The 24,461-nt window shown below is 64.8% G+C and carries 20 protein-coding genes and 1 pseudogene; 9 read left to right on the forward strand and 12 right to left on the reverse strand.

Annotation, left to right across the window (positions count from 1 at the left end; translation table 11 throughout):
- Positions 1-155: 155 nt before the first annotated feature.
- The gene (locus U5782_RS34840) at positions 156-515 is read right to left on the reverse strand and encodes a hypothetical protein (protein WP_322048393.1); all 360 of its coding nucleotides are present in this window, start codon (positions 513-515) and stop codon (positions 156-158) included.
- Here U5782_RS34840 and U5782_RS34845 point away from each other — a divergent pair.
- From U5782_RS34845 to msuE, 4 genes are all read left to right on the forward strand, one after another.
- Complete coding sequence (locus U5782_RS34845) at positions 448-2,073, forward strand: methyl-accepting chemotaxis protein (RefSeq protein WP_415914458.1); 1,626 nt, start codon at positions 448-450, stop codon at positions 2,071-2,073. The two genes, U5782_RS34840 and U5782_RS34845, sit on opposite strands and share 68 nt — an antisense overlap.
- A 218-nt stretch (positions 2,074-2,291) precedes the next feature.
- On the forward strand, positions 2,292-3,245 hold the full coding sequence (locus tag U5782_RS34850) for a chemotaxis protein (protein WP_322048395.1): 954 nt from the start codon (positions 2,292-2,294) through the stop codon (positions 3,243-3,245).
- Positions 3,246-3,546: 301 nt separating this feature from the next.
- On the forward strand, positions 3,547-4,164 hold the full coding sequence (locus U5782_RS34855; RefSeq protein WP_322048396.1) for a histidine phosphatase family protein: 618 nt from the start codon (positions 3,547-3,549) through the stop codon (positions 4,162-4,164).
- A gap of 126 nt (positions 4,165-4,290) precedes the next feature.
- Positions 4,291-4,869 (forward strand): FMN reductase, encoded by a 579-nt coding sequence (gene msuE, locus U5782_RS34860; RefSeq protein ID WP_322048397.1) that lies wholly within the window; start codon positions 4,291-4,293, stop codon positions 4,867-4,869.
- A 43-nt stretch (positions 4,870-4,912) separates the two neighbouring features.
- Here msuE and U5782_RS34865 read toward each other — a convergent pair whose 3' ends face one another.
- Positions 4,913-6,490, reverse strand: a complete 1,578-nt coding sequence (locus tag U5782_RS34865; RefSeq protein ID WP_322048398.1) for an MFS transporter — start codon at positions 6,488-6,490, stop codon at positions 4,913-4,915.
- Between the two features lie 177 nt (positions 6,491-6,667).
- Here U5782_RS34865 and U5782_RS34870 point away from each other — a divergent pair.
- Positions 6,668-7,546: pseudogene (locus U5782_RS34870) on the forward strand (LysR family transcriptional regulator); the annotation flags it as partial.
- Between the two features lie 46 nt (positions 7,547-7,592).
- Here the strand turns inward: U5782_RS34870 and U5782_RS34875 are convergent.
- Positions 7,593-7,991 carry a cupin domain-containing protein gene (locus U5782_RS34875; protein WP_415914460.1) on the reverse strand — a complete coding sequence of 133 codons (399 nt, stop codon included), beginning with the start codon at positions 7,989-7,991 and terminating at the stop codon, positions 7,593-7,595.
- Between the two features lie 55 nt (positions 7,992-8,046).
- The gene (locus tag U5782_RS34880) at positions 8,047-8,484 is read right to left on the reverse strand and encodes a carboxymuconolactone decarboxylase family protein (RefSeq protein WP_322048399.1); all 438 of its coding nucleotides are present in this window, start codon (positions 8,482-8,484) and stop codon (positions 8,047-8,049) included.
- A 321-nt stretch (positions 8,485-8,805) separates the two neighbouring features.
- Here U5782_RS34880 and U5782_RS34885 point away from each other — a divergent pair, with 321 nt between their 5' ends.
- Complete coding sequence (locus tag U5782_RS34885; RefSeq protein ID WP_322048400.1) at positions 8,806-10,305, forward strand: SulP family inorganic anion transporter; 1,500 nt, start codon at positions 8,806-8,808, stop codon at positions 10,303-10,305.
- 34 nt (positions 10,306-10,339) lie between these two features.
- Here the strand turns inward: U5782_RS34885 and U5782_RS34890 are convergent, their stop codons facing one another.
- A complete protein-coding gene (locus U5782_RS34890; protein WP_322048401.1) occupies positions 10,340-10,939 on the reverse strand; it encodes a short chain dehydrogenase in 600 nt (199 codons plus the stop codon).
- Positions 10,940-11,045: 106 nt separating this feature from the next.
- Between U5782_RS34890 and U5782_RS34895 the strand changes: the two genes are divergently transcribed.
- On the forward strand, positions 11,046-11,933 hold the full coding sequence (locus U5782_RS34895; protein WP_322048402.1) for a LysR family transcriptional regulator: 888 nt from the start codon (positions 11,046-11,048) through the stop codon (positions 11,931-11,933).
- Positions 11,934-11,963: 30 nt separating this feature from the next.
- Here the strand turns inward: U5782_RS34895 and U5782_RS34900 are convergent, their stop codons facing one another.
- The 7 genes from U5782_RS34900 to U5782_RS34930 all read right to left on the reverse strand — a co-directional run bounded on the left by U5782_RS34900 (position 11,964) and on the right by U5782_RS34930 (position 20,304).
- Positions 11,964-13,598 (reverse strand): OprD family outer membrane porin, encoded by a 1,635-nt coding sequence (locus U5782_RS34900; protein ID WP_322048403.1) that lies wholly within the window; start codon positions 13,596-13,598, stop codon positions 11,964-11,966.
- A 90-nt stretch (positions 13,599-13,688) separates the two neighbouring features.
- Complete coding sequence (locus U5782_RS34905; protein WP_322048404.1) at positions 13,689-14,741, reverse strand: oligopeptide/dipeptide ABC transporter ATP-binding protein; 1,053 nt, start codon at positions 14,739-14,741, stop codon at positions 13,689-13,691.
- The gene (locus U5782_RS34910; protein ID WP_322048405.1) at positions 14,738-15,733 is read right to left on the reverse strand and encodes an ABC transporter ATP-binding protein; all 996 of its coding nucleotides are present in this window, start codon (positions 15,731-15,733) and stop codon (positions 14,738-14,740) included. The genes U5782_RS34905 and U5782_RS34910 overlap by 4 nt, the downstream gene beginning before the upstream one ends.
- A 1-nt stretch (position 15,734) precedes the next feature.
- Complete coding sequence (locus U5782_RS34915) at positions 15,735-16,616, reverse strand: ABC transporter permease (protein ID WP_322048406.1); 882 nt, start codon at positions 16,614-16,616, stop codon at positions 15,735-15,737.
- Between the two features lie 15 nt (positions 16,617-16,631).
- A complete protein-coding gene (locus tag U5782_RS34920) occupies positions 16,632-17,570 on the reverse strand; it encodes an ABC transporter permease subunit (RefSeq protein WP_322048407.1) in 939 nt (312 codons plus the stop codon).
- Between the two features lies 1 nt (position 17,571).
- A complete protein-coding gene (locus tag U5782_RS34925; protein WP_322048448.1) occupies positions 17,572-19,152 on the reverse strand; it encodes a peptide ABC transporter substrate-binding protein in 1,581 nt (526 codons plus the stop codon).
- A gap of 432 nt (positions 19,153-19,584) precedes the next feature.
- Positions 19,585-20,304 carry a TetR/AcrR family transcriptional regulator gene (locus U5782_RS34930; protein ID WP_322048408.1) on the reverse strand — a complete coding sequence of 240 codons (720 nt, stop codon included), beginning with the start codon at positions 20,302-20,304 and terminating at the stop codon, positions 19,585-19,587.
- Between the two features lie 136 nt (positions 20,305-20,440).
- On the opposite strand from U5782_RS34930, the gene U5782_RS34935 reads away from it, so the two are divergent.
- Both U5782_RS34935 and U5782_RS34940 read left to right on the forward strand, forming a co-directional pair.
- Positions 20,441-21,775, forward strand: a complete 1,335-nt coding sequence (locus tag U5782_RS34935; RefSeq protein WP_322048409.1) for an FAD-binding oxidoreductase — start codon at positions 20,441-20,443, stop codon at positions 21,773-21,775.
- A 269-nt stretch (positions 21,776-22,044) separates the two neighbouring features.
- On the forward strand, positions 22,045-24,447 hold the full coding sequence (locus U5782_RS34940) for a TonB-dependent receptor (protein WP_322048410.1): 2,403 nt from the start codon (positions 22,045-22,047) through the stop codon (positions 24,445-24,447).
- The last annotated feature ends 14 nt before the right edge of the window (positions 24,448-24,461 follow it).

Raw genomic sequence — 24,461 nt, forward strand, 5'->3', positions numbered from 1 at the left:
CCCCGCACGAAGCGGTCCGTGAGCGAATAAACATCGCCGTCTTGGGGGGGCGGCACCGGGCGGTTGAGCCTGCTGCCAGTCAATATGTTCGAGGGAGTGCAGTAAATTACCGTGCTATCATTAATTACGTGATCCTAATAAATTAAAAATCATGTTTAGATAATTGCGTGCGCATCCTGGTTGCACCCATTGCAAAGTGCTTCGATCAGGTCAGTGACTTCGTCAAAGGGCGCCGTGCCTTCAGGATGAGTCAAAGCCTCATACCCCGCCGCAGCCCAGCCAATCCTTTCAAAATCCCGCGTTATATTTTTGAAAGCGATGTAATCATCAGCCGAAAGCCGCAATAAAAAAATATAAACAACCCTAATAGTTCCGCTCGAAATGTCGATAAAGCGCTGGAATGCGTCGACAACCGGCGCATCGTTGCCTAGACTGAGGGCGAGGGATATGAACGCTTTGCTGCAAACGGTACGTTTCAAGATCATCGCGGCGATGGCGGCCTGCGTGATCATCATTGCGCTCATCGGCGCTTATAGCGCCTCGACGATTTCGCGTCTAAGCCAGACAGTGACCGACGAATATTCCGGCACGGTCGTGCCGATTCGCGATCTGGGCGAAGTGCGTGCTTCGGCCATCGACGCGCGCCTGCAACTGGGCCGCATCGCCGCGAGCCGCGACGCACAGAAAACCCAGGCGGCGGCACAGGCCGTGGATCACGATCTCGCGCAACTGGGCAAGGCGTGGTCGGACTACTATCCGGGCCGCGTGAGCAGCGACGCCGAACGCGCGATCGCCGACAAGATCGACGCCGTGGTGACGCCGTTCCGCGACTCCGCGAGCCAGAGCCTGCAACGTTTCAACGCGGGCGACTACGACGGCGGCCAGCAGATGGAAAGCGAGCATGCAGCGCTTGTGCAGAGCCTGCTTGACCAGCTGAATCAGGACATCGCCGTCAACGACGACGAAGCCCGCGAATTCGCTGCCGATGCCGAGCGTCACGCGCACACGGCGCTGGCGGTGGCCGTGGCCCTCGTGATCGCGGGGCTGGCGGTGGCTTTCACGGCGTCGGTGTTCCTGCTGCGCGTCATCATGCGTCCGCTCAATGGCGCGATCACGGTCGCCAACACGATTGCGCAAGGCACGCTTGAAAGCGAGATCGACGCGAGCGCGGGCGGCGAGTTCGGCGAACTGCTGCGTGCGCTCAAGCGGATGGACTCGCAACTCGCGGGCATCGTGCGCGGCATCCAGCATTCGACGGAATCGGTGGCGCTGGCCGCGCGCGAAATCGCCGCTGGCAACCTGGATCTTTCGGCGCGCACCGAAGAGCAGGCGGCTTCGCTGGAGCAAACGGCGGCGAGCATGACCGAAATCACCGAGACCGTGAAGCAGAACGCCGACAACGCACGGGCGGCCAACGGTCTGGCTGGCGACGCGAATTCGCTCGCGAACGGCGGCGATGTGGCGGTGAGCGAAATGGTCGGCACGATCCAGCAGATCAGTGGCAGCTCGCACAAGATTTCGGAGATCACGGGCGTGATCGAAGGCATCGCGTTCCAGACCAATATCCTCGCGCTGAACGCGGCCGTGGAAGCGGCGCGCGCGGGCGAGCAGGGTCGCGGCTTCGCGGTGGTGGCAAGCGAGGTGCGCAGCCTCGCGCAGCGCTCGGCCACGGCCGCGCGCGAGATCAAGGAGCTGATCACGTCGTCGGTGACGATGATCGAGGGCGGCGCGCAACAAGCCGGGCGCGTGAGCGAGGCGATGGGCCAGGTGCGTGAGGCGATCCGGCGCGTGTCGGACATCGTCGCTGAAATTTCGGCGGCCTCGGAGGAGCAGAGCAAAGGGATCGAGCAGGTCAGCCAGGCCGTCACGCAGATGGACGAGGTGACCCAGCAGAATGCCGCGCTGGTCGAAGAAGCGGCCGCCGCCGCGCAGTCGCTCGAGCAGCAGGCGGACACGCTCAAGCGCGCGGTGGGGGTGTTCCGCTTCGCGCAGGCGGCGCGGCAGGCGTTCGCGGGCACGGCGCATGGACAACCGGCTCGCACGGCTCAATCGACCCAGCCGAGCTACGGCTGAACCTGGGCGGTGTGCCACCAGGGTTGGCCCCGTTCAAGCTTCGCCGCGCCGTGCCGATATCAGGATTGAGGCGGCATGAAAGCGGGCAATACAGGAGCCTGGCGAACGGGGACGGAACGCGCGCAGTGCGGATGGCAGATTGAGTCATGCCGCGCGCATGTGTCCGCTTTCAGGCTCAACCCACGGCGCAAGACGACGCAATTCATCAGACTAAATCCATGAAGACGATGCAACCCGGTGTTGACGAGCGCACCACGCTCACCAGCAATAACCGTTTAGAACTCCTTTTGTTTCGTCTTGGCGAGGCGCGCCCCGGTGCCGGGCGTGGTTTGTACGGCATCAACGTGTTCAAGATCCGCGAAATCGTGACGATGCCCGAAGTCACGCCGATCGCGGGTTCGCCCGCGCATCTGGTGGGTGCGGTCGATATTCGCGGGCAGATCATTCCTGTGATCGACATTGCGTCGCTGATCGGTTCCCCTTCGGACAAGCCGCCTGCCATCCTGCTGATCACGGAGTTTTCGCGCGGCACCCAGGCGTTTGCCGTGGACGAGGTCGAAGACATCATTCGCCTCGAATGGAAGGAAGTGCTGAGCGCGGAATCGAGCGGCACCTCGGGTTATGTGACGGGCATCGCGCGCATCGACGCGGGCGACGGTCAGACGCGTCTCGCCCAGGTGCTCGACGTCGAGCAGGTCATGCGCGATGTGTTCCCCGAGCAGCACGAGGACGTCAAGCCCGAGGCCGTGGGCGATGCGCTGCGCACGGCGGGCGGGCGCATTCTGGCCGCCGACGATTCTGGCTTCGCCCGCGCGCTGCTGGGGCAGGCGCTCACGGCGCTGGAAGCGCCGCACGTGATCGCGTCGAACGGCGAAATGGCGTGGCAGATCCTGCTGAAGATCGCTGATGAAGCCGCGCATGAGAACGTGCCGGTGCGCGAGAAAATCTCGCTCGTCATCACCGACCTCGAAATGCCGGAGATGGACGGCTTCATGCTCACCCGCAAGATCAAGGCCGACGCGCGCCTCAAGCATATTCCCGTGATCATCCACTCGTCGCTTACCGGCGCGGCGAACGAGACTCATGCACGCAATGCCGGCGCGAACGGCTACGTGACGAAGTTCGCGCCCGCGGAGTTGTCGGCCGCGATCCGCAAGGCGCTGGCAGCGTGATCACTGCGTGATGGCTGCAGTGACCAACGCCTGATGATTTCAATCGCTCGCACCGTGCTCTCATAACTACACGCTACAACGACGGTTCTCTCTGGTTCCGTGTGCGGGCGACAAAGCCTCGGAACCGCTCCGTACCGGCCTTCTGGCCGGTCTTTTTTTTCGTCGGATGAAAGTGACCGATCAGGCCGCAGCGTAAGCCCGGCTGCCTTAAAATGAGTTCCCCGCTTGATGTCCCTGATGCATTCGGGCCTTACGCCGTCCTTTCGTATGACGACGGCGGCGCCCATCACGGAGTGAACTCATGTCCGCAGCACCGAATCTTCATCCCGCGTCCCGCGAAATCTGGCTGATCCGCCACGGCGAAACCGAATGGAGCCGCAGCGGCCAGCATACGGGCCGCACGGATATCGGTCTCACGGAGCGCGGTCGTGAACAGGCGCGCGCGCTCGCGAAGCCGCTCGCCGCGCAGCATTTCGATGCGGTGTTCGCGAGCCCCATGTCGCGCGCCATCGAAACCTGCAAGCTGGCCGGTCTGGGCGAGCGTGTGAACGTCTCCGCCGATCTGCACGAGTGGGACTACGGTATCTACGAAGGGCGCAAGACGCCGGATATCCGCCAGAGCGAACCCGACTGGAGCGTGTGGCATTCGGCGATTCCGGAGGGCGAGAACCTCGCTCAAATCGAGGCGCGCGCACGCGGCGTGGTCGAGAGCCTGCTGACGATGCTGGGCGAGGGCGGGCGCATCGCCGTGTTCTCGCATGCGCATTTTCTGCGTGTGCTGGCGGGCTGCTGGATCGGCGATTCGGCGGCGCTCGGCGCGCATCTCTATCTCGACACGGCGTCGATCAGCATCCTTGGTTTCGACCGCGAAAGCCGCGCGATCCGTCGCTGGAACGCCAAGCCCGAAGGTTGCGAATAAGCGCTGCGGCGGTCAGTGGGACCGCCAATAGCAGCGATGCGACTTTCCATAGCAAAACAAAATCGTTCAGCCCGGCGCGCAAATCCAGAAAGATGACGCGATAGTCACGATTTCTGGATCATAGCGATGAGCGAGGTGTTGAAAGTAGTGGTGGTGTCGGGCGGGCTCGCGAAGCCGTCGCGCACGCTGGTGCTGGTGCGTGCGCTGGCCGATGCGCTGGCGTCGGCAAGGCCGGTTCAGACGCGTGTGATTGAGCTTTCAAGCATTGGTGCGCGTCTTGGCGCGGTATTACAGCGTGCCGCGCTGCCTGACGACCTCGAAGAACATGTGCGAGCTATTGAAACTGCCGACGTATTGATCGTCGGCAGTCCTGTATTTCGTGCCTCGTATACGGGGCTGTTCAAACATCTGTTCGATCTCGTTCACCATGAATCGCTAACGGACGTCCCCGTGCTGCTCGCCGCCACGGGCGGCAGCGAGCGCCATGCGCTCATGATCGATCATCAACTGCGCCCGCTGTTCAGTTTCTTCCAGGCGCGCACGCTCGCGCCGACCGTCTACGCGAGCGAAGCGGATTTTCGCGACTACGCCATCGTCAATCCGGCCTTGCGCGAGCGAATCTCGCGCACTATCGCGCGCATTGCGCCGCAACTCGCTCCGCGCGATCCCCATGCCGCGGCGCAGCGCGCAACGCTTGCCGCCTGAAACGAGAGAGGGCGAGACGCCGCCCGCTCAAGCCGCGCGGTAGTCAGGCCCGTTGGTGCTCCTGCGCCAGCGAGTCGTCGCGCGCGGTGTCTTTTTCGGCACGCGGGCGCGCACCGAGAAACACCAGCACGACAACCGCGCAAAGCAGCGTAATGGCCGCGAGTCCCTTGAGGACGCTACCGAACGCATCCGCATAGGCATGCTGCAAGGTCGTTGCGCTCGCAACAGGCAGCCACGCCGCAGCCTGCGCCAGGTCGCCACTCGCGAGCCGTGCGGCGGCTTCGGCCAGTGGCGCGGGATCGGTGGGCACGCGTTGCGCCAGATGCGCGCCGGTCAGGGCGGCCAGCACGGCGTTCACGGTCGCGAGCGCCACGCCTTCACCAGCCACGCGCGTCGTGCTGAAGATGCCCGTGGCCATGCCCGCACGCTCTTTGGGCACCACGCTCACCGAAAGCCCGTCCATCAATCCCCAGGGCAACGCCGCGCCGATGCCGATCAGGCACAACGGCGCAATCGCGGCATACGGCCCGGCGCGTAGCGCCTCGGCGAGCCACACCAGTCCGATCGCGGCCAGCACGAGCCCCGCCGCGCAGATGACACCCATCGACAACCAGCGCGTCAGCGCAGCGGCGATGAAGGGCACCACCAGCATCGGCGCGGAGAGGGCGACCATCAGGCAGCCCGCATCGATCTCGCGCAGCCCGTCCACGCCGATCATGCGCAGCGGCAACACGACCAGCAGCACAATGTAGCAATAGCAGGTGGCGATCGGCAGCACCTGTACGCCTACGAAGCGTGGATAACGGAACAGAGAGAGATCGAGCATGGGTCGCGCGCTGCGCGTTTCCACCGCCACGAAGGCACACGCCAGCACGGCGCTTGCCGCGAGCAAGGCAAGCACGAGCGCGCTGCTCCAGCCTCGCACAGGGGCCTCGATCACGCCGAAGGTGAAACTCGATAACGCAAGCGTAAAGGTGAGCGTGCCGGGCCAGTCGATGCCGCGCGCGTGCGGGTCGCGCGATTCGCGCAGATAACGCGTGCCGAACACGAGCGAAACCGTGCAGGCGAGGCCGCCGCTCAGAAAGATCGCGCGCCAGCTCGCATACTGGATCAGCACGCCTGCGATCAGCGGGCCGAATGCGAGCCCGAGCCCGAAGGTCGCGCCGAGCGCGCCGAAAGCCCGCGTGCGCGCGTGGCCCTCGAATTCCTGCGCGAGCGCGGCCGTGCCGCCCGCGAGCGCCGCGGCGGCGGCCGCGCCTTGCGCCGCACGCAGCAGATCGACGACGAGCAGGTTGGGCGCGCAGGCCAGTGCGAGCGAGCACAGCACGAAGCCCGCGAGACCGAGCGTGAACACGCGCTTGCGGCCGTAGCGGTCCGCGAGCGTGCCCGCCGCCATCAGCAAGCTGCCGAAGCTCAGCATGAAGGCATTGGTGATCCAGTTGAGCGCGGTGGGATCGGCGAGTTTGTCGGCGCTGCCCAGCGCGCGGCCGATGGCGGGCGTGGCCACCGCGCCGCCCGAAAACGCGAGTGGCATGGCGAGCGCCGCCACGCAGACTGCGGCCAGCATGGCGAGACGGCGCCGTGCGCCAAGGTCGATTGCTTCGGTGATGGGACGATCCATCGCGGCTCCTGAAGGGCGCAAAGCCTCAACAACAAGGGGCCGCGCCGATGAACACGGCGCGCAGCGTGCGCGCGCCTGGAGCGACGAACGATAATGCCGATGCGCCGCCCGAAAAACAGGGCGGCGTTCCGTTCATTACGGAACGGAATTCCTCGATCGACAGCGACAATGACGCCTATGGACAATCTCAACGCAATCGTTGCCTTCGTGCGTGTCGCGCAGGCGCTGAGTTTCGTGGCGGCGGGGCGGCAGATGGGCATTTCGGCGTCGGCCGTCGGCAAGGCCATCGCGAAGCTCGAAGCATCGCTCGGCGTGCGGCTTTTTCACCGCACCACGCGCAAGATCTCGCTTACCGAAGAAGGGCGGCTGTTCTTCGAGCGTTGCAGCCACATTCTCGCGGAGTTGAGCGATGCGCAAGCCGTGCTCACGGCGGCCGCGCAGACGCCGCGTGGCCGCCTGCGCGTGAGCCTGCCTGCTATCGGCTATCGCTTCCTGCTGCCCGCGCTGCCGGATTTCGCCGCGCGCTTTCCAGAGATCGAACTGGATCTCGACTTCAACGACCGCATGGTGGACGTGATCGAAGGCGGCTTCGATGCGGTGATTCGCAGCGGCACGCTCGGCGATTCGAGCCTCGTGGCGCGGCGTCTCGGGCCGTTCCGTCACGTGCTGTGCGCGTCGCCCGGCTATCTGGCGCGTGCGGGCACGCCGCGCACGCTGGCCGATCTTGCCGCGCACGCCAGCGTGCGTTATCGCTTCCCCGATTCGGGCAAGCTGCAGCTATGGGAACTGGCGACGCACGGCGAGACATTGCCCGCGCTGCGCAGCGCGTTCGTCTGCAACAACATGGAAGCGCTGATGCAATCGGTGCTGGCGGGCTTCGGCATCGGCTATATGCCCGACTTTCTCGTACGCGACGCGCTGGCCGAAGGGAAGCTTGCGAGCGTACTCGATGCGTACACAACCACTGTCGGCCAGTTCTCGATCGTGTGGCCATCGAGCCGTCATCCGTCGCCGCGTCTGCGGGCCTTCGTCGACTTCATGTGCGAGCGTCTGTTCGCAGCGGCGCGCGCGCAGGAGGCGCGCACCCGCGACATCGCCACGCTCAGTGCTCAATCGGCTTCTTGATGGGGTCGTGCTCGCCCGCGATGGCAAACACGACGATCTGCGCCGGCTCCGTCGCGCTGGCGTTGCGCGCGACGATATGGTGCGCGCCAGGCGGCTCGTACCACCCCTCGCCAGGACCATAGACGCGCGCGGGCGAACCTTCGAGCTGCGATTCGATGTGGCCTTGCGTCACGTACGCGAAGATCGAACCGGGATGCATGTGCGGCTCGGAGGTTTGCCCCGGCGCGAAGGTCACGGTGGCGATCAGCACGTTCTTGCCGGGTGCCTCCGGAATCGCCTGCTTGAGCACGGGCGCGATTTTCTCGCTGGCGGCCTGGGCGTCGTTCATGTCGTGCGCGTGGGCTTGCGACATGATGCCGCCGCACAGGGCGGCCATGCCGAAAGCCGCCGCTGCGCGCACAAGTGTCGAGCGTAGGGTCACGTTGGGCTCCTTACGCGGGCAGCTTGCGGAACGCGATCGCAAAGCGATTCCAGCTATTGATCGCGCTGATGAGCAGCGTGAGATCGACGATTTCCGCTTCGCTGAAATGCGGTTGCACGGTTTCCCAGACCGCGTCGGGCACGTGGTCGTGCGAGACCAGCGTGAGCGCTTCGGTCCAGGCGAGCGCGGCGCGTTCGCGTTCCGTGAAGAAGGGCGTTTCGCGCCAGACCACCACGGTTGCGAGACGGCGCTCGGTTTCGCCGCCCTTGCGTGCGTCGGTGGTGTGCATGTCGACGCAGTAGGCGCAGCCGTTGATCTGCGAGGCGCGCAGACGCACGAGTTCGGCCAGCGGCTTTTCGATGCTGCTCTTTTCGATGCGTTCTTCGAGCGCGAGCAAGGCCTTGATGGCGGGCGGGTTGGCGCGGTAGAAGTCGAGACGTTGTTGCATGATGTTCCCCTTCACGGTGAGTGCGCCGGGTGGCGCGATGGAAGTCATGGTAGGCGTCAAAGCGGCTATGCCAAATGACCAATTTACACGTATTTCAGGTAGCCACTTTGGCGGATGGCCACGCGTGGCGCGAGGCGTGTAAACGGCGAATCTGGTAGCATGCGCCCTTTCGTCTGACGAGGCTGCGCCCGCATCGCCGATGCCGCCCGCGCCGCCCCCGTCGATTTTTCCCTCGTTGTTTCCGGTTCGCGCCCTCTGGCCAGGCCAACGCCCACGCCAGGCGCCGCGCAATCGTTCCTCTCCAGCCTACCGACTCGCATCATGGAATCCGCCCATTCCACCCCTTCCGGCCTGAGCCGCCTTTCTACGCTGCGCAGCGAACTGCTCGCCGGTATCACGTCGTCGTTCGCGCTCGTGCCCGAATGCATCGCCTTCGCGCTCGTCGCGCATCTGAATCCGCTGATGGGGCTCTATGGCGCGTTCTTCATCTGCACGATCACCGCGCTGTTCGGCGGCCGGCCCGGCATGATTTCCGGCGCGGCGGGCTCGATGGCGGTGGTGATCGTCGCGCTCGTGGTGCAGCATGGCGCGCAATACCTGTTTGCCACCGTCGTGCTGGGCGGCCTGCTGATGATGCTGTTCGGCGCGCTGCGTCTGGGCAAGCTGATCCGCATGGTGCCGCATCCGGTGATGCTGGGTTTCGTCAATGGCCTCGCGATCATCATTGCGCGCGCGCAGTTCGAGCACTTCAAGACGCCCGGCCCGAATGGCATGGAGTGGATGCACGGCCCGGCACTCGCGCTGATGGCGGGTCTCGTGGCGCTCACGATGGCGATCGTGTTCGTGATGCCGCGCGTGACGAAGGCCGTGCCGCCCGCGCTCGTGGCGATCGTCGGCGTGGGCGTGGCGGCGACGCTGCTGCATCTGCCCGCGCGCACGCTCGGCGACATGGCGCACATCGCGGGCGGCCTGCCCGCGTTCAGCCTGCCGGCCGTGCCGATGAACCTGGAGACGCTGCGCATCGTGCTGCCCTATGCGGTGCTGATGTCGCTCGTCGGCCTGCTGGAGACGCTGCTCACGCTCAACCTCACCGACGACGTCACCAACTCGCGCGGCCAGCCCAATCGCGAGTGCGTGGCGCTGGGCGCGGCCAATATCGCCGCGGGTCTGTTCGGCGCGATGGGCGGCTGCGCGATGATCGGCCAGACCGTCATCAACCTGGGCTCGGGTGGGCGTGGACGACTCTCGGGCGTGACGAGCGGCGTGATGATCCTGCTGTTCATCCTGTGCCTCTCGCCGCTGATCGAGCGCATTCCGCTCGCGGCGCTGGTAGGCGTGATGTTCGTGGTGGCGGGGCAGACCTTCGCGTGGGGTTCGCTGCGCGTGCTGCACAAGGTGCCGCGCAACGACGCGCTCGTGATCGTCGCGGTGACGGTCATCACCGTCTGCACCGATCTGGCGACGGCCGTGCTGTGCGGCATCGTGATCGCCTCGCTGAATTTCGCGTGGCAGCACGCGCGCGAGTTGCGCTGCGAGACGCGCGACGAACCTTCGGGCGAGCGCGTCTATGCGCTGCGCGGGACACTGTTCTTCGCCTCGGCGGCGCAGTTCCAGACCTTGTTCGATCCGGCGCGCGACCCGGAGCGCGTGCGCCTCGATTGCGCGCATCTGCACGTGGCCGATCACTCGGCCATCGCCGCCCTCGAAGCGGTGCAGGCGCGTTACGAGCGCGCGGGCAAGCATCTCGCCTTCGCGCATCTTTCCGAACGCTGTAGCGGCCTGCTCGCCCGCGCCGAGGCTGAGCTGCGCGTGTCGGCTTGAGGCTTCGCCTGTCCTCGCCTCAATACGCGTTGTTTCAATAAACCCGATAAACGCGCCCGGTCTGCACGCCCTCGACGCTGCGCTTGTACGCAAGCGCGGCGCGTTTCGCGCTCACGCTCTCGAAGCCAGGGAAGAACGGACCGTAGGACTCCAAAGATTCGGTCAGCACGGTCGGGCTCACCACGTTGATGCGGCGATCGCGCCGTAGCTCCGTGGCGGCCGCGCGCACGAAACCTTCCAGCGCCGCGTTGACGGTCGTGGCGTTGACGCCCTGCGCGATGGGCTCCTCGCCGACGATGCCGCTCGTCAGCGTGATCGAACCGCCATCGTTCAGATAGTGCTGGCCGATCAGCGCGAGCCGCACCTGACCTAGCAGCTTGTCCTGCAAGCCGAGATTGAATTGCGCCGTGCTCATCGCCGAAAGCGGGCCGAAGTGCAGTTGCCCCGCGGCCGAGACGATCGCATCCACTGGCCCGACTTCGCGAAAGAGCGCCTCGATGCTGTCGTCACGCGTGATATCTGCGTGGAAATCGCCGCTATGACGGCCCACGGTCACGATCGTATGGCCCTCGCGGAGCGTCTGCACGACCGCGCGCCCGACGGCGCCGCTGGCGCCCACCACGATGATCTTCATCTGCGTTTCTCCATGAATGGATTGGGAAAGCACTCACTATCCACCTGACACCAAAAAGAATAAATGACCGATAATTTCGTTCACTTGAAACTTTGGGTTAGCAATCATGGATCGGTTGCGTAGCATGGAAGTGTTCGTCGCGGCGGTGGAGCGCGGCGGTTTTAGCGCCGCCGCGCGCGAACTCGATCTCAGTCCGGTGATGGTCGGCAAGTACGTGCGGCAACTGGAGACGCATCTGGGCGCGCAACTGCTCCAGCGCAATACGCGCGCGCAAAGCCTCACGGACGCGGGCCGGCGCTTCTACGAGGAAAGCCGCAAGGTGCTGGAGCAACTGGCGCTCGCCGAGGCGTCGGTGGAGAGCCTGCGCGCCGAGCCGCGCGGACGGTTGCGCATCACGGCGGCGACCACACTGGGCGCGTGTGTGATCGCACCGCTGGCGGCGGAGTACCAGAGCGCCCATCCGCAGGTGCTGATCGACCTCGATTTGAGCAATAGTGTGGTCGATCTCGTCGACGAGGGTTTCGACGTGGCGGTGCGTATCGGCGATCTCGACGCGGATCTGAATCTCGTGGCGCGGCCCATCGGTCAGTACCGCATGGCAATCTGCGCCTCGCCCGGCTATCTCGCGCGTTACGGCACGCCGCACACGCTCGACGATCTGGCGGAGCACCGCTGTCTTGGGCATTCGGTCTGGGACCGGCGCAACGGCTGGCGGCTTGCAGGCGAGCAGCGCTGGCCCGAGGATGCGACTTTCCGCTGCAACGACGGTCTCGCGCTGCGTCAGGCGGCGCTGCATGGGGCGGGGTTGCTGCTGCAACCGTCGATTCTCGTCGCGGACGATCTGGCGGCAGGGCGGCTCGTGAGCGTGCTGGAGGACGCGACGCCGGCCGGGCGAGCAGTGCACGCGCTGTATCGGCAGGACCGGCAACCGCTGCCGAAGATACGCAGTTTCGTGGGGTTTCTGGAGGAGCGGGCGAGCGCGTGGCTGGGGTGAGCGCGATGCACGCGTCCACCCCGCCCACCCTCAAAACAGATTCAACGGCATCCCCACCACCAGCCGATATTCCGAATTGCTCGGGTCCGAGTAATACTTCGACCCGTGGTGCCACATGGCCGAAAGCGAGATCTTCGTATCCTTGAAGCGCCCGCTCTGGATCGTGTACGACGGGATAAAACCGAACTCGTGGTGCGAGCCGTGCACGGGCTGGCCGTCCTTCCAGTACAGCCCATTGAGCGGGCTGGCGGGCGACGCATTCGCCGCCGCGCTAACCGAGGCATCCGCACCCCAGCCCAGCGCGTACCAGAGCATCGCCTTGGCGCCGGGCAGGCCCGCGTACTTGCCGTCGAAGCCGTAGCGCACCTGGAACGACTTCTCGTGCGGCGCGTTGTAGTCCACGTCCATCGAGTTCACGAGATAGATACCATTCGTCTCGTTCACATAGTCGAAGAACTGGTCGCCCAGAATCTGCTGATAGCCGATGAACAGCGAATGCGCGCCATGCTGCGCGGCGAGCGAGACGCTATACGCGTTGTTGTTGATCGGCCCTTCGAGTCCGCCGCCCACGCTGTGCGTCGAATAGATATTGGCGAAGCCGGTCCACTTGATCGTCGAAGGGTCGCCAAAGCTCTGCTGCACCGAGCCATAGTACTGGCGCCACACGCTATCCGCCTGGTTCGCATACAACGAAAGACTGCCGTTCGGGCTGTAGTCCCAACTGCCGCCCACATAGCTGAAGCGCTTGAAGTTCACGCCGCCGTACGAGGTCGAGAGATCGACGAGGTTGGTATGCCCGCGCGGGTCCACCTTCGTGAAACTGCCCGCCTGCAAAACCGTATTGTTCAAGTCCTTGCTCACCAGCGAGACGCCGAGAAAAGTCGGCGGTAGCGCGCGATTGTCGTGCGGCTCGAAGAACGGGTTGTTATCGGTCATCTGGAGTCCGTACTTCACCACCGTATCGGCCACGCGCGCCTTGATGTCCCAGATGCCCGGATAGCCCCACGCAAACTGGTTCGACCCGCCGCCGCCCTTCGCGACATGCACCATATTGCCCGCGCCTTCGCCGCCATCGAGCTTGAATGCGCCGTAGAGCGACGCATCCACGCCAAAGCCGACCGGTCCTTGCGTGAAGCCCGAGGTGTAGTCGAGCATCGCGCCCTGCACCCACGCGTGGCGGTGCGGTCCACCTTGAACGTCCTGCACATCGGAGTAATTGCGCAGATTGAGCACGAGATGGCTGTCGCCGATGAAGCCTTTGCTAGCGGCCTGGCTCGATTCCGCGCGTTTCGGATTGTCGGCGCGTACGGTTTCGTTGGCGCTTTCCTGCGGCATGCCCGAGGCGAGCGTTTCGGCCGCATTGGGTTCGACCAGCGGATCGACGCTCGAAGCCGCCGGGCGCGTTTGCACGTGGCTCACGGCAGGCGACGTCGTCTGTGCGGACGACGCTTGCGCCTGCTGTTTGCTCGATGCCTTGCGCTTCTTCTTGCGGGTTTGTTTTTGGGGCTGCGACGTGGCACTGGTTGCAGTGCTGGCAGCCGTTGCCGCGGCAGGTCCAGGGTTCGTGTCGTCGGCGTACGCGGACGCTGCGCCCAGCGAGGCGGCAAGCGCAAGTGCCGCGAACGCGACGGCGTGTCTCCGGGTGGTCGGTGTTTTCTTCATCATCGGTCTCTGTTTATGTTGTCGTTAAAATTTGGCAATCGTTTAGGATTACAAATTTGCCTGTGCGTGCGCGCGAGTCGGCGCGCGCACGCTTCAGGCAGTTGGTGGCGCGCTGTTGTCGAACGGATGCCAGCAGGCGGCCAGCGGCTGGCCGGGACTGGCGCGCAGCAAAGGCGGTGTACGCGTGGCGCAGGTGTCCGTGGCAGTTGGGCAGCGTGTGCGGAAGGCGCAACCCGAAGGCGGCTTGAGCGGCGAGGGGATTTCGCCGCTCAACGGCGCATCCCGGCGCGTGCGCGCGAGTGATGGATCGGGCACGGGTACCGCGTCGAGCAGTGCGCGCGTGTAGGGGTGACGCGCACCGCCGTAGACCGCCTCGCAATCGCCGATCTCCATCACGCGGCCCAGATACATCACCATCACGCGATGGCTGATGGTCTTCACGACGGCGAGGTCGTGCGCCACGAACAGCAGCGAGAGCGACAGCTCGCGTTGCAGATCGCGCAGCAGATTGACGATCTGCGCCTGGATCGAGACGTCGAGCGCCGATACCGGCTCGTCGCAGATCACGAAGCCCGGCTCGCCGATCAGCGCGCGCGCAATGCCGATGCGCTGGCATTGCCCGCCCGAGAATTCATGCGCGCGCCGCGCTGCATGCTGTGCGTTCAGGCCGACGCGTTCGAGCATCGTGAGCACGCGGCATTCGATTTCCTTGCGGCCCAGTTGCGATGCGTGTGTGCGCAACGGTTCCGCGACGATCTCGCCGATCGACATGCGGGGATCTAGCGACGCAAGCGGGTCCTGGAAGATCATCTGCACGTCGCGGCGCAGCGTGTCGAGTTCGCGGCGCGCGCCGACCACGGTTTCCTCACCGCGCCACACTACGCTGCCTGTAGCGACGGGCGCGAGGCCGATCACGGCGCGTGCAAGCGTGGACTTTCCGCAGCCCGATTCGCCCACCAGCCCGAGCGTTTCACCGCGCCGCACGTCGAACGAGATGCCGTTGACCGCGTGCAGCGTGGCCTTCTGCCACGGCCAGCCGCCGCGTGCAACGCTGAAATTCACGGTGAGATTGCGCACGGACAGCAGCGTGTCGGCCTGCGGCGCCTGGGCGGTATCGCGTGCGGTGTGCATCGTGAGATCGCTCATGCGAAGACTCCGGGTGCGGTTTGTCGTGCGATGTCGGCCGGCAGATGGCAGGCGCGCGAACGTGCGCCGTCGGTGTGCAGGGCAGGGACTTCCGCGTGGCAACGCTCGAAAGCGTGCGCGCAACGCGGCGCGAAGGCGCAACCCGCGCCCGTGCTGCCCGGCATGGGCGGATTGCCGGCGATCGTGCGCAGCGGCGCGCCGACGGGGGCGTCGAGGCGCGGCAAAGCGCCCAGCAAGCCTGCGGTATAGGGATGCTGAGGCTGCGCGAACAATGCGGCGGCGCTCGCCTTTTCGACGGCGCGCCCCGCGTACATGACCATGACGTCGTCGCACAGTTCGGCCACCACGCCCATGTCGTGCGTGATCAGCAGGATCGCGGTGCCACGCTCGCGGTTCATCTCGCGCAGCAGCGCCATGATCTGCGCCTGCACGGTTACGTCGAGCGCGGTGGTGGGCTCGTCGGCGATCAGCACGTCGGGCTCCATCATCAGCGCCGTGGCGATCAGCACGCGCTGACGCATGCCGCCCGAGAACTCGTGCGGATACATGCCGATGCGCCGGGCGGCGTCGGGAATGCGCACACGCTCCAGCGCTTCGATCGCGCGATGGCGCGCCTCGCGGCGCGTGGTGTTGCGATGCTGTTGCAATGCCTCGGTCATTTGCCGCTCGATCGTGAGGAACGGGTTGAGCGAGGTCATCGGGTCCTGGAAGATCATGGCGATGCGGTCGCCACGAATGCGGTTGAGCGCGCCGGGCTTCATCGCGAGCAAATCTTCGCCGCGCAGGCGCGCGTGGCCGAACGCCTGGCCGTTCGACGCCAGCAGGCCGAGCAAGGCCATCACCGTTTGACTCTTGCCAGAGCCCGATTCGCCGACGATGCCGAGCGTGCCGCCCGCATCGAGCGCGAACGACACGTCGTGCACCACGGTGACGGGCGGCGCGTCGCGGCGCGTGAAACGCACGCCAAGGTTTTCCACTTCGAGCAGGGCCATGTCAACGCTCCTTGGGGTCGAGCGCGTCGCGCAGACCGTCGCCGACGAAGTTCACGCAATAGAGCGTCACGCACAGCATCGAAGCCGGGCCGAGCAGCAGCCACGGCATGGTGTCGAGCTTCTGCGCGCCGTCCTGGATCAGCACGCCCCAGCTCGTCATGGGCTCCTGCACGCCGAGGCCGAGGAACGAGAGCACCGACTCGGTGAGCACGATCGTCGGCACGGTGACGGTCGCGTAGATGGCGACGATGCCCGCGAGGTTCGGCACGATATGGCGCGCGATGATCGCGGCGGGACGCACGCCGATGGCGCGCGCGGCATCGACGAACTCGCGCGTGCGCAGCGAGAGCGTTTGACCGCGCACGACGCGCGCCATGTCGAGCCACGAAAACGCGCTGATGGTCAGGACAACGAGCGAAAATGCGCGGCCGAACAGCGTGACCATGAGAATCGCGATCAGCATGTAGGGAATCGCATACATCATGTCGACGATGCGCATGAGGATGGCGTCCACGCGGCCGCCCAGATAGCCGGCGCTCGCGCCGTAGACCACGCCCATGAGCGTGGACACGAGCGTGCCGAGCAGCCCGACTTCGAGCGAGACGCGCCCGCCCACCAGCGTGCGTGCGAGCAGGTCGCGGCCCACCTCGTCGGTGCCGAACCAGTGGCCGCCCTGCAGCGTGGGCGCGAGGCTGATGGCGCTCCAGTCGTTATCGGTGGGCGAATTTGGCAGAAGGAGCGGCCCGATGAAGCAGGCCAGCGCGACCAGCACGAGCATGACGAGGCTCGCAAGCGCAGCGCGATGACGCATGAAGCGCGCGAGCGCGGGCGGCACGCTGCGGCCCCTGGCAGCCTGTTGCGGCACAGTGGAAAGGGTTTTCATAAGCGTTCGGTGGCTTCAGTAGCGGATGCGCGGATCGAGCCACGCATAGGCGAGATCGACGAGCAGGTTGAACACGACGGCGCAGACGGTGGTGAGCACGACGAGGCCGAGCACGAGCGTGTAATCGCGGTTGACCGCGCCGTTCACGACCAGTTGCCCGAGCCCCGGCAGCGCGAACACCGATTCGGTCACCACGGCCGCCGTGATCGACGAGATGCACACCGGCCCGAGTAGCGAGACCACCGGCATCAGCGCGGGCCGCAGCGCGTGGCGCAGCACGATCACATGGCCTGGCAGGCCCTTGGCGCGCGCGGTGCGGATGAAGTTGCCTGCCAGCACCTCGATCAGGCTGCCGCGCATCACGCGCGCGATGGTGGCCATGTTGATGACGACGAGCAGCACGACGGGCAGCACGCGATGCGTCCAGTCGCCTTCGCCCCAACCGCCGGCGGGCAACCAGCCCGTGCCTTCGCGCGTCTTGAGCAGCACGGCGAACACCAGCACCAGCACGGGACCGAGCACGAAGGGCGGCACCACGTTGCCCAGATTGCCGAGCAGCATCACCGCGTGATCGACGAGGCTGTTGCGACGCACGGCCGCCACTGCGCCGAGCGCGACGCCGCACAGCACCGCGAGCGGAACCGACACGCCGCCGATGCCGAGACTCACGGGCAACGCCTTTTTTACGAGGTCGTTGACGGTCCAGTCGGCGTAGCGGAACGAATTGCCCAGGTCGCCGTGCAACAACGCGCCCAGGTAATCCAGATATTGCTGCCACAGCGGCTCGTTAAGGTGATAGCGCGCGTTGAGATTGGCAAGCGCGGCGGCGGACATCGCGCGCTCGGTGTCGAACGGACCACCGGGCGTGAGGTGCAGCAGCAGGAAGCAGCCGGTGATGACAGCGAGCACGGTGGGCACCGCCCAGAGCATGCGGCGCAGGGTGTAGGCGAACATGTCAGTGCTTGATGATGTACATGTCCTGGGAAGCGCGCTGGTCGAGATAGTTCGTGAGGGTGTAGCCACCCACATAGGACTTCACGAGCCGGGCATTCGAATACTGATAAAGCGGCACGACGGGGTAATCGCGCATGGCGAGCGAGAAAGCCTGCGTGATCATCTCGCGGCGTTTGGCTTCGTCGGGTTGGTGGTTCGCTTCGACTACCTGATCGTCGACCTTGGGGTTGCAGTAGCGCTGATCGTTCTGCGGGCTGCCGCACTGGATCAGGGCGTAGTACGTCATGGCGTCGTTGTAGTCCGCGTACCAGCCGTCGCGCGCGATCTGGTACGCGCCGTCATGGCGCTGCTTGAGCAACACCTTGTATTCGAGGTTCTCCATCTTGATGTTGACCCCGAGCTTCACGCGCCACTCGCTGGAAGCGAACAACGCGACCTTCTTGTGCAACTCGTTCGTGTTGTAGGTCAACGTGAAGGTGAGCGGTTTGGCGTCGGAGTAGCCCGCCGCCTTCAAGAGTCCACGTGCGGTTTCTACGCGCTTCGCCATCGGCCATGCGGCCCATTCGGGCGTGAACGGCAGTGCGCCCTTGGTGCCTTCGACGATCAGTCCGTAGACAGGGCGCTCGCCGCTCTGCGTGATCTTCGCGGTCAGCAGATCGCGGTCGAGCACCATCGACAAGGCTTGACGCACACGCGCATCGCGCAGCGCCGGGTCTGTGTTGTTGAGCACGTAGTAGTACGTACCGATTTGCAGGCCGGGTTTGAGTTCTGGACCGAACTGCTTGACGAGCGAGGGGTACTGGCCCGACGGCACCTGATACGTCATGTCCATCTGTCCGGACTGGAACATACGCATGGCCGTCTCATCGCTTTCGACTGGCATCCACGTGACCTTGGTGATGGCCACATGGGCGTTGTTCCAGTAGTGCGGGTTGCGCACGACCACGATGCGGTCGTTCGGCCGCCAGTCGGCCAGCATGTATGGACCGTTGCTGACCAGATTGCCGGGGCGCGTCCACGTTGCGCCGTATTTCGCCACCGTGGCGCGATCGACAGGCGCGAGCGAGGAGTTGGTCGTGAGTTCGGGGAAGAAGGGCGTGGGCGCCTCGGTCTTCACTTCGAGCGTGTACGGGTCGATTGCGCGCACGCCCAGATTCGAGACCGGTTGCTTGCCCGCGATCACGGCCTTGGCGTTCTTGAGGAATTCGACTGTGATCGAATAGGTCGAGGCCGTCTTCGGATCGGCCACGCGCTGCCATGCGTAGACGAAGTCAGCCGCGGTGACCGGATGGCCGTCGCTCCACTTCGCGTCGCGGCGCAGCGTGAAGACCCAGGTGTCGGGCGCCGGGTGAGTCCAGGAGGCGGCCACGCCGGGGACGACCTGGCCCGCGGCGTCGAGGCGCGTGAGGCCTTCGAATACGTCGAGACCAACCAGGTTCGCACTGGTCGATTCGATGTGCGCAGGATCGAGCGATTCGATTTCGCCCAGCAACTGGCGGGTGATTTCCTGTTTCGCGGCGAGCGACGTGCCGGCGGGAATCGTGACAGCGTGAGTGGGCGCGGTGTGCATCGCGACAAGCATCGCGAATCCCGTCGCCTGGACCAGGCGTGTGGTTTTCCGTTGCAGAATATTGTTCATCTGGTCTCCTGATTAACTGTGCATTGCCGTTCCGGCTTGTGGCGACGGCTGAAAATCGCCTGATCTGGCGAACGGGGGCGATTATTGGAATCGCTCCCAGTGCTTGTCAATGAGGGGAGAGGAGCCCCGAGAATAGGATTTGTCCGATGGCGGCGGATGCCGGTTTTTTGGCTCGAATTGGCCCACCGACGTAAGCCGTTGATATTGAATTCTTTATTTTCTAGCGCGCTGGCGAGGGCGAGACAGAGGCGCGGAACGCGGTATCACAGCATGAAGCGAAACGCTTCGCATCGTGAATAACCATTGCCTTTCGTCAATTGTGGAACCCGCGTTTTCGTATGCGGATTCCATGCGTGCAGCAGGAGGGAACGGGAATCAGGTCGCCGTGCGCGTCTTGCGACGTGCACGCGCAGGGGGCGACGCTGGAGTGCTTACGGCCGCGATGGGCAGGCAGGCGCGGACGATGGTTTCCACCAGAGACTGCAATTCCTCGTGCCGCTCGGTGAGCGCCACGTCGAACAATTCGAACACGCCCGCGCCGCGCAGGGTCGCGAACACCGAAGCCGCGAATCCCAACGGAAACGGATGATGCTCGCGCAACTCGGGAAACGCATCGACGAACATCGCGAACAGGCGTTGGTCCTCGACGACGCGCTTGGTGTCGATGCGATTGAAGATCGACGGCGTGGCCTTGCAGCCGAAGAACAGGCTCCACGCGGTCACATAGCTGGTTGCGCCATAGATGTGCCGCCAGGCCTGCTCCACGAAGAACTGCGCGCGCTCGCGTAGCGGCAGGGCCGGGTCGGGCCAGACATTGCCCTGCCCATCCTTGCCGCCCAGCGGTGCGAGCGCTTCGTCGACGAGTCGCTCCATCAACGCTTCGCGGCTTTCGAAATGATGCTGGAGCGCGCCGAGCGACACCTTCGCGCCGCGCGCGATGGCCTGCAGCGTCGCGCTTTTGAAGCCTTCTTCGCGCAACAGGCGCTGGGCCGATTCGATGATCTTGCGTTGCGTGGCTTCGATGCGCTCGGTCTGGGGAACGCGCGATCGGGCGCGGCGGGGGGGATGGGTTGGGGTGTTCGCGTGATCGGTCATGTCGAAACAATAATAAATACTTCCGGCTGCTGACAAGCTTTCCACACCCGCCGTCTGACCTCATGAAATGCAAAAACAATAACAAATTATTGTTTTTGTATAATGGAGCTCTAAACTTCACCCCGGATTCACCACCATGCCCCGCCTCATCACCCGCCTGCCCGCCGACGACCGCACCAACGGCTGGAGCGCCCTGTTGCCCAAACGCACGCCTCGCCCGCCGCTGGAAGGCGAGCACAGCTTCGACTGGGTGATCGTCGGCATGGGTTATGCGGGCATCGCGGCGGCGCGGCGTCTGGCCGAACTACGCCCGCACGATTCCATTGCGCTGGTCGACAGCGGCGAAGTGGGCGAAAACGCCTCGGGCCGAAATTCGGGCTTTGCGATCGACCTGCCGCACGTGCCGTCCACCTCGGCGGCTTCGGTGGAGCAGGGGCGCCGCGCGATCCGCGTGAACCGCTTCGTGATGGCGGAGCTGGAAAAGCAGATCGTGGCGCACGGCATCGACTGCGGCTGGGCGCGGCGCGGCCGCTATCACGCGGCGGTGACCGCGAAGGTGGCCGCGAGCGCGCTCGACAGCTACGCCGCCAACCTCGACGCCTGGGGCGAGCCCTACGAAGCGCTCGCGGGCGATGCGCTCGCCGCGCGTCTGGGCACGCCGTACTACCACTCGGCGATCTACACGCCGGGTACGTGTCTGATGAATCCAGCGGCGCTCGTGCGGGGTCTCGCCGACAGCCTGCCGGCGAGCGTGTCGCGCTTCGAGCATTCGGCCGTGATCGAGATCGAGCCGGGCGGGGCGGCGCCTTACGTGCGTACCGCTCGCGGACGCATTCGCTTCGGCAAGCTGATCCTCGCCGTCAATCCGTTCGCGCAGTCGTTCGGCGTGTTCGAGAACCGCCAGATTCCGATGTTGCTGTTTGCGAGCCTGACGCGGCCGCTCACGTCCGCGCAACTGGCCAAACTCGGCACGGACCCGAGTTGGGGCATCACACCCGCGCATGGCGTGGCCGGATCGACGCTGCGTCTCACACCGGACCATCGCCTGCTGATCCGCCAGGGTTTCGAGTATTCGCCCTCGCTGAGTACCAATGAAGCCCGCCGCAGCGCCGCGCGCGCCCAGCACGCGCAACTGCTCGCGGGCCGGTTCGGCCACCTGGGTCATCTGGGCGAGCTGGAAATCGAGCATTTCTGGATGGGCTGGCTCGGCATCTCGCACAACCATGCGCCCGCCTTCGGCCAGGTGAGCGAGCACGTCTATGCGGCCGCCTGCTGCAATGGCTCGGGCATCGTGCGTCACACCGCTGCGGGCAGGCTGATTGCGGAACACGCGCTCGGCGAACACAGCGAACTGGCCGACGACTTTCTGATTCAGGGCACGGCCAGCTATATCCCGCCGCGTCCGTTGCGCGATCTCGGCGTGCTTTGGACGATCCGGCGCGAGCAGGCCTCCGGCAAAGCGGAGGTGTAGCCAGGTGCGCACACGCTGCGCATGAATATCGGCAGCGATTCCGCAACCATAGCGCCGTTTAATGCGGACATAGTGGACGGATTTAAAGCCCCTGCAAATGGCTAGCGCGCTTTAAATAGCTTTACGTAAAAGGCATCGAATCTATCCATTAAATTGCTCATGAAATTCGCAGAATTAATTAGTTGAAGCACCGCCCCTCGCCCGGACAAGATGGCGCGCTATTCCAGAAAGCGCAGCATCCATCTTCTATTTTTAGAGTCGGGGCGTGAATGAGAACAACACCGTATAAGGCGATGTCGATAGCCATCGCCGCAGTGGCATGCACAGGGGCAGCGCAGGCGCAGAGCGTCGACACATCTTCGGTCGCACAGAAGGACAGCGCAACGAAACAGGACGTGCAGGTACAGGACCGCGTGGTGGTGACGGGCACGCGCACCGCCACCAAAGCCACGCGCAGCCTCACGCCCGTGGACGTGATCACCGCCGCGCAATTGCAGAGTACGGGCCAGACCGATCTGCGCGATGCGCTGGTGTCGCTGTCGCCCGCGATCCAGCGCCAGGCGATGGGCGGCGCCCAGGCGGCGCTCGTCGACACGCTCACGCTACATGGCTTGACGCCCGATCAGGTGCTGGTGCTCGTCAACGGCAAGCGCCGCCATTCGACCGCGACGATCTCGCTCAATCCCGGCCCGCAGCAAGGCTCGACGGGCGTGGATATCGACCTGATTCCCGTGAGCGCCGTCGATCATGTGGAGATTCTGCGTGACGGCGCGGCCGCGCAGTATGGCTCCGACGCCATCGCCGGGGTCATCAACATCATTCTGAAGTCGGATACCAAGGGCGGCTATATCGAAAGCCTGACGGGGCAGACGTATCAGGGCGATGGCCTGCGCCAGAGCACCTCCGCCAATTATGGTTTTGCACTGGGACCGGGCGGCTTCCTCAATCTGAGCGCGGAAGTCTCGCGCGACAACCACACGAACCGCACGGAGCAATACGCGCATACGGGTGCGCTGGCGGGCGAGGCAAGCAATAAATATATCGGCGATCCCGCGAGCACGCGCCAGGTCGTGGGTTTCAACGCGGGTTATTACCTCAACGACAACGTGCAGTTGTACGGCTTCGGCACCTACGCGCATCGCGATGCGGCCAGCTACCAGACGGTGCGCGGCGCGAGCGTGCTGCCGGCGGTCTATCCGAACGGTTTCGTGCCGCAGGATCTGCTCAGCGAAAACGACTTCTCCGTGACGTTCGGCGTAAAGGGCGACGATCTGCTCGGCTGGAAATGGGATCTGAGTTCGACCTATGGCGGCGACAACGCCAATTTCAGTCAATCGTCGTCGGCGAATATCGGGCTTTATCAGGCCACCGGGCAGACGCCCACGAAGTTTTATATCGGCCGCCAATCGGATACGCAGTGGACCAATAATCTCGATCTCACGCGACCCTTCAATCTGGGCTTTCTGCCTGCGCCATTGAACGTATCGTTCGGCGTGGAGCATCGCATCGAGGGTTATTCGGTGGGGGCGGGCGAGCCGTATTCATATCTGTACGGCGGCACGCCCGCGCTGGTCGGCCTGCCGCCCGCGAGCGAGAGCGACAACACGCGCAATGTGCTCGCCACCTATATCGACCTTTCGACGAATATCACGCGTAAATGGCGCATCGATCTGGCGGGGCGCTTCGAGCATTACAGCGACGTGGGCGACACCGCTAACGGCAAGATCGCCACACGCTACGATTTCACGCCGTGGATCGCCTTGCGCGGCAGCGTCAGCACCGGTTTTCGCGCGCCTTCACTTGCTCAGGAATACTACACGACGATCAGCCCGACGCCGACCTCGGCATTCGCGCTGCTGGCGGCCAATTCGGCAGCGGCGCGGGCATTGGGCGCGCAGCCGCTCAAGCCGGAAAAATCGACCAGCTATAACGTGGGCCTCGTGCTGACGCCCGCACGCGATCTCAATGTGACGATCGACGCGTATCAGATCGATATTCGCGACCGCATCGTCGAGGGCGGCTCGCAAACGGGCGCGGCGGCCATCGATGCGATCGGGCTCGCGGGATTCACTACGCCGCTGGGGATTCCGGCCTCGGCGATCTCGGCGAGCTATTTCACCAACGGCGCAAACACGCGCACGCGCGGTCTCGATCTCGCGGCGACGTATCGCACGTATCTGGGCCAGTACGGCAGCATTGACTGGGATCTGGGCGTCAACTTCAATACCACTTCGCTCACGCGTCTCGCGCCCGGCGCCAATGGCAAGCCGCTGCTCAACGCGCAGCAGATCGCCTATCTGACGACGGGCACGCCGAAGAACAAGATCATCCTGGGCGGCGTATGGAGTTACGGCAAGTGGGGCGTGTCGCTGCATGAGACGCGCTATGGCAGCACGTCGGCGCAGGAGTCGTATCGCACAGGACCGAATGCGGGATCGGTGACGGTGTTCATTCCGTTCACCAATAAAGCCGAGTACACCACCGATATCGAGGCGCGCTACAGCGTGACGAAGCATTTCAACGTGGCGGTCGGCGCGCGCAACCTGTTCAACCAGTATCCCGACAAACTGCCCTTGGCGGCGCAGTATGCGGGCGCGGTCTATGACACGACGACGTCGGCGATCGGCATCGACGGCGGCTTTTACTACGTGCGCGCGCGTTACGTGTTTTAACGGCAGCGTGGCCG

Origin of the sequence: Paraburkholderia sp. J67, from assembly GCF_905220265.1 — a bacterium.
Lineage (GTDB): Bacteria > Pseudomonadota > Gammaproteobacteria > Burkholderiales > Burkholderiaceae > Paraburkholderia.

Bases quoted from the DNA above. Each gene is read 5' to 3' on its own strand.
- U5782_RS34840 (WP_322048393.1), bottom strand. From the start codon at position 515: ATGATGATCACGCAGGCCGCCATCGCCGCGATGATCTTGAAACGTACC.
- U5782_RS34875 (WP_415914460.1), bottom strand. From the start codon at position 7,991: ATGGCCGCCCTGTGCGGCGGCATCATGTCGCAAGCCCACGCGCACGAC.
- U5782_RS34850 (WP_322048395.1), top strand. From the start codon at position 2,292: ATGAAGACGATGCAACCCGGTGTTGACGAGCGCACCACGCTCACCAGC.
- msuE (WP_322048397.1), top strand. From the start codon at position 4,291: ATGAGCGAGGTGTTGAAAGTAGTGGTGGTGTCGGGCGGGCTCGCGAAG.
- U5782_RS34880 (WP_322048399.1), bottom strand. From the start codon at position 8,484: ATGCAACAACGTCTCGACTTCTACCGCGCCAACCCGCCCGCCATCAAG.
- U5782_RS34855 (WP_322048396.1), top strand. From the start codon at position 3,547: ATGTCCGCAGCACCGAATCTTCATCCCGCGTCCCGCGAAATCTGGCTG.
- U5782_RS34920 (WP_322048407.1), bottom strand. From the start codon at position 17,570: ATGTTCGCCTACACCCTGCGCCGCATGCTCTGGGCGGTGCCCACCGTG.
- U5782_RS34940 (WP_322048410.1), top strand. From the start codon at position 22,045: ATGAGAACAACACCGTATAAGGCGATGTCGATAGCCATCGCCGCAGTG.
- U5782_RS34865 (WP_322048398.1), bottom strand. From the start codon at position 6,490: ATGGATCGTCCCATCACCGAAGCAATCGACCTTGGCGCACGGCGCCGT.
- U5782_RS34895 (WP_322048402.1), top strand. From the start codon at position 11,046: ATGGATCGGTTGCGTAGCATGGAAGTGTTCGTCGCGGCGGTGGAGCGC.
- U5782_RS34925 (WP_322048448.1), bottom strand. From the start codon at position 19,152: ATGCTTGTCGCGATGCACACCGCGCCCACTCACGCTGTCACGATTCCC.
- U5782_RS34890 (WP_322048401.1), bottom strand. From the start codon at position 10,939: ATGAAGATCATCGTGGTGGGCGCCAGCGGCGCCGTCGGGCGCGCGGTC.
- U5782_RS34885 (WP_322048400.1), top strand. From the start codon at position 8,806: ATGGAATCCGCCCATTCCACCCCTTCCGGCCTGAGCCGCCTTTCTACG.
- U5782_RS34845 (WP_415914458.1), top strand. From the start codon at position 448: ATGAACGCTTTGCTGCAAACGGTACGTTTCAAGATCATCGCGGCGATG.
- U5782_RS34900 (WP_322048403.1), bottom strand. From the start codon at position 13,598: ATGATGAAGAAAACACCGACCACCCGGAGACACGCCGTCGCGTTCGCG.
- U5782_RS34905 (WP_322048404.1), bottom strand. From the start codon at position 14,741: ATGAGCGATCTCACGATGCACACCGCACGCGATACCGCCCAGGCGCCG.
- U5782_RS34915 (WP_322048406.1), bottom strand. From the start codon at position 16,616: ATGAAAACCCTTTCCACTGTGCCGCAACAGGCTGCCAGGGGCCGCAGC.
- U5782_RS34910 (WP_322048405.1), bottom strand. From the start codon at position 15,733: ATGGCCCTGCTCGAAGTGGAAAACCTTGGCGTGCGTTTCACGCGCCGC.
- U5782_RS34935 (WP_322048409.1), top strand. From the start codon at position 20,441: ATGCCCCGCCTCATCACCCGCCTGCCCGCCGACGACCGCACCAACGGC.
- U5782_RS34930 (WP_322048408.1), bottom strand. From the start codon at position 20,304: ATGACCGATCACGCGAACACCCCAACCCATCCCCCCCGCCGCGCCCGA.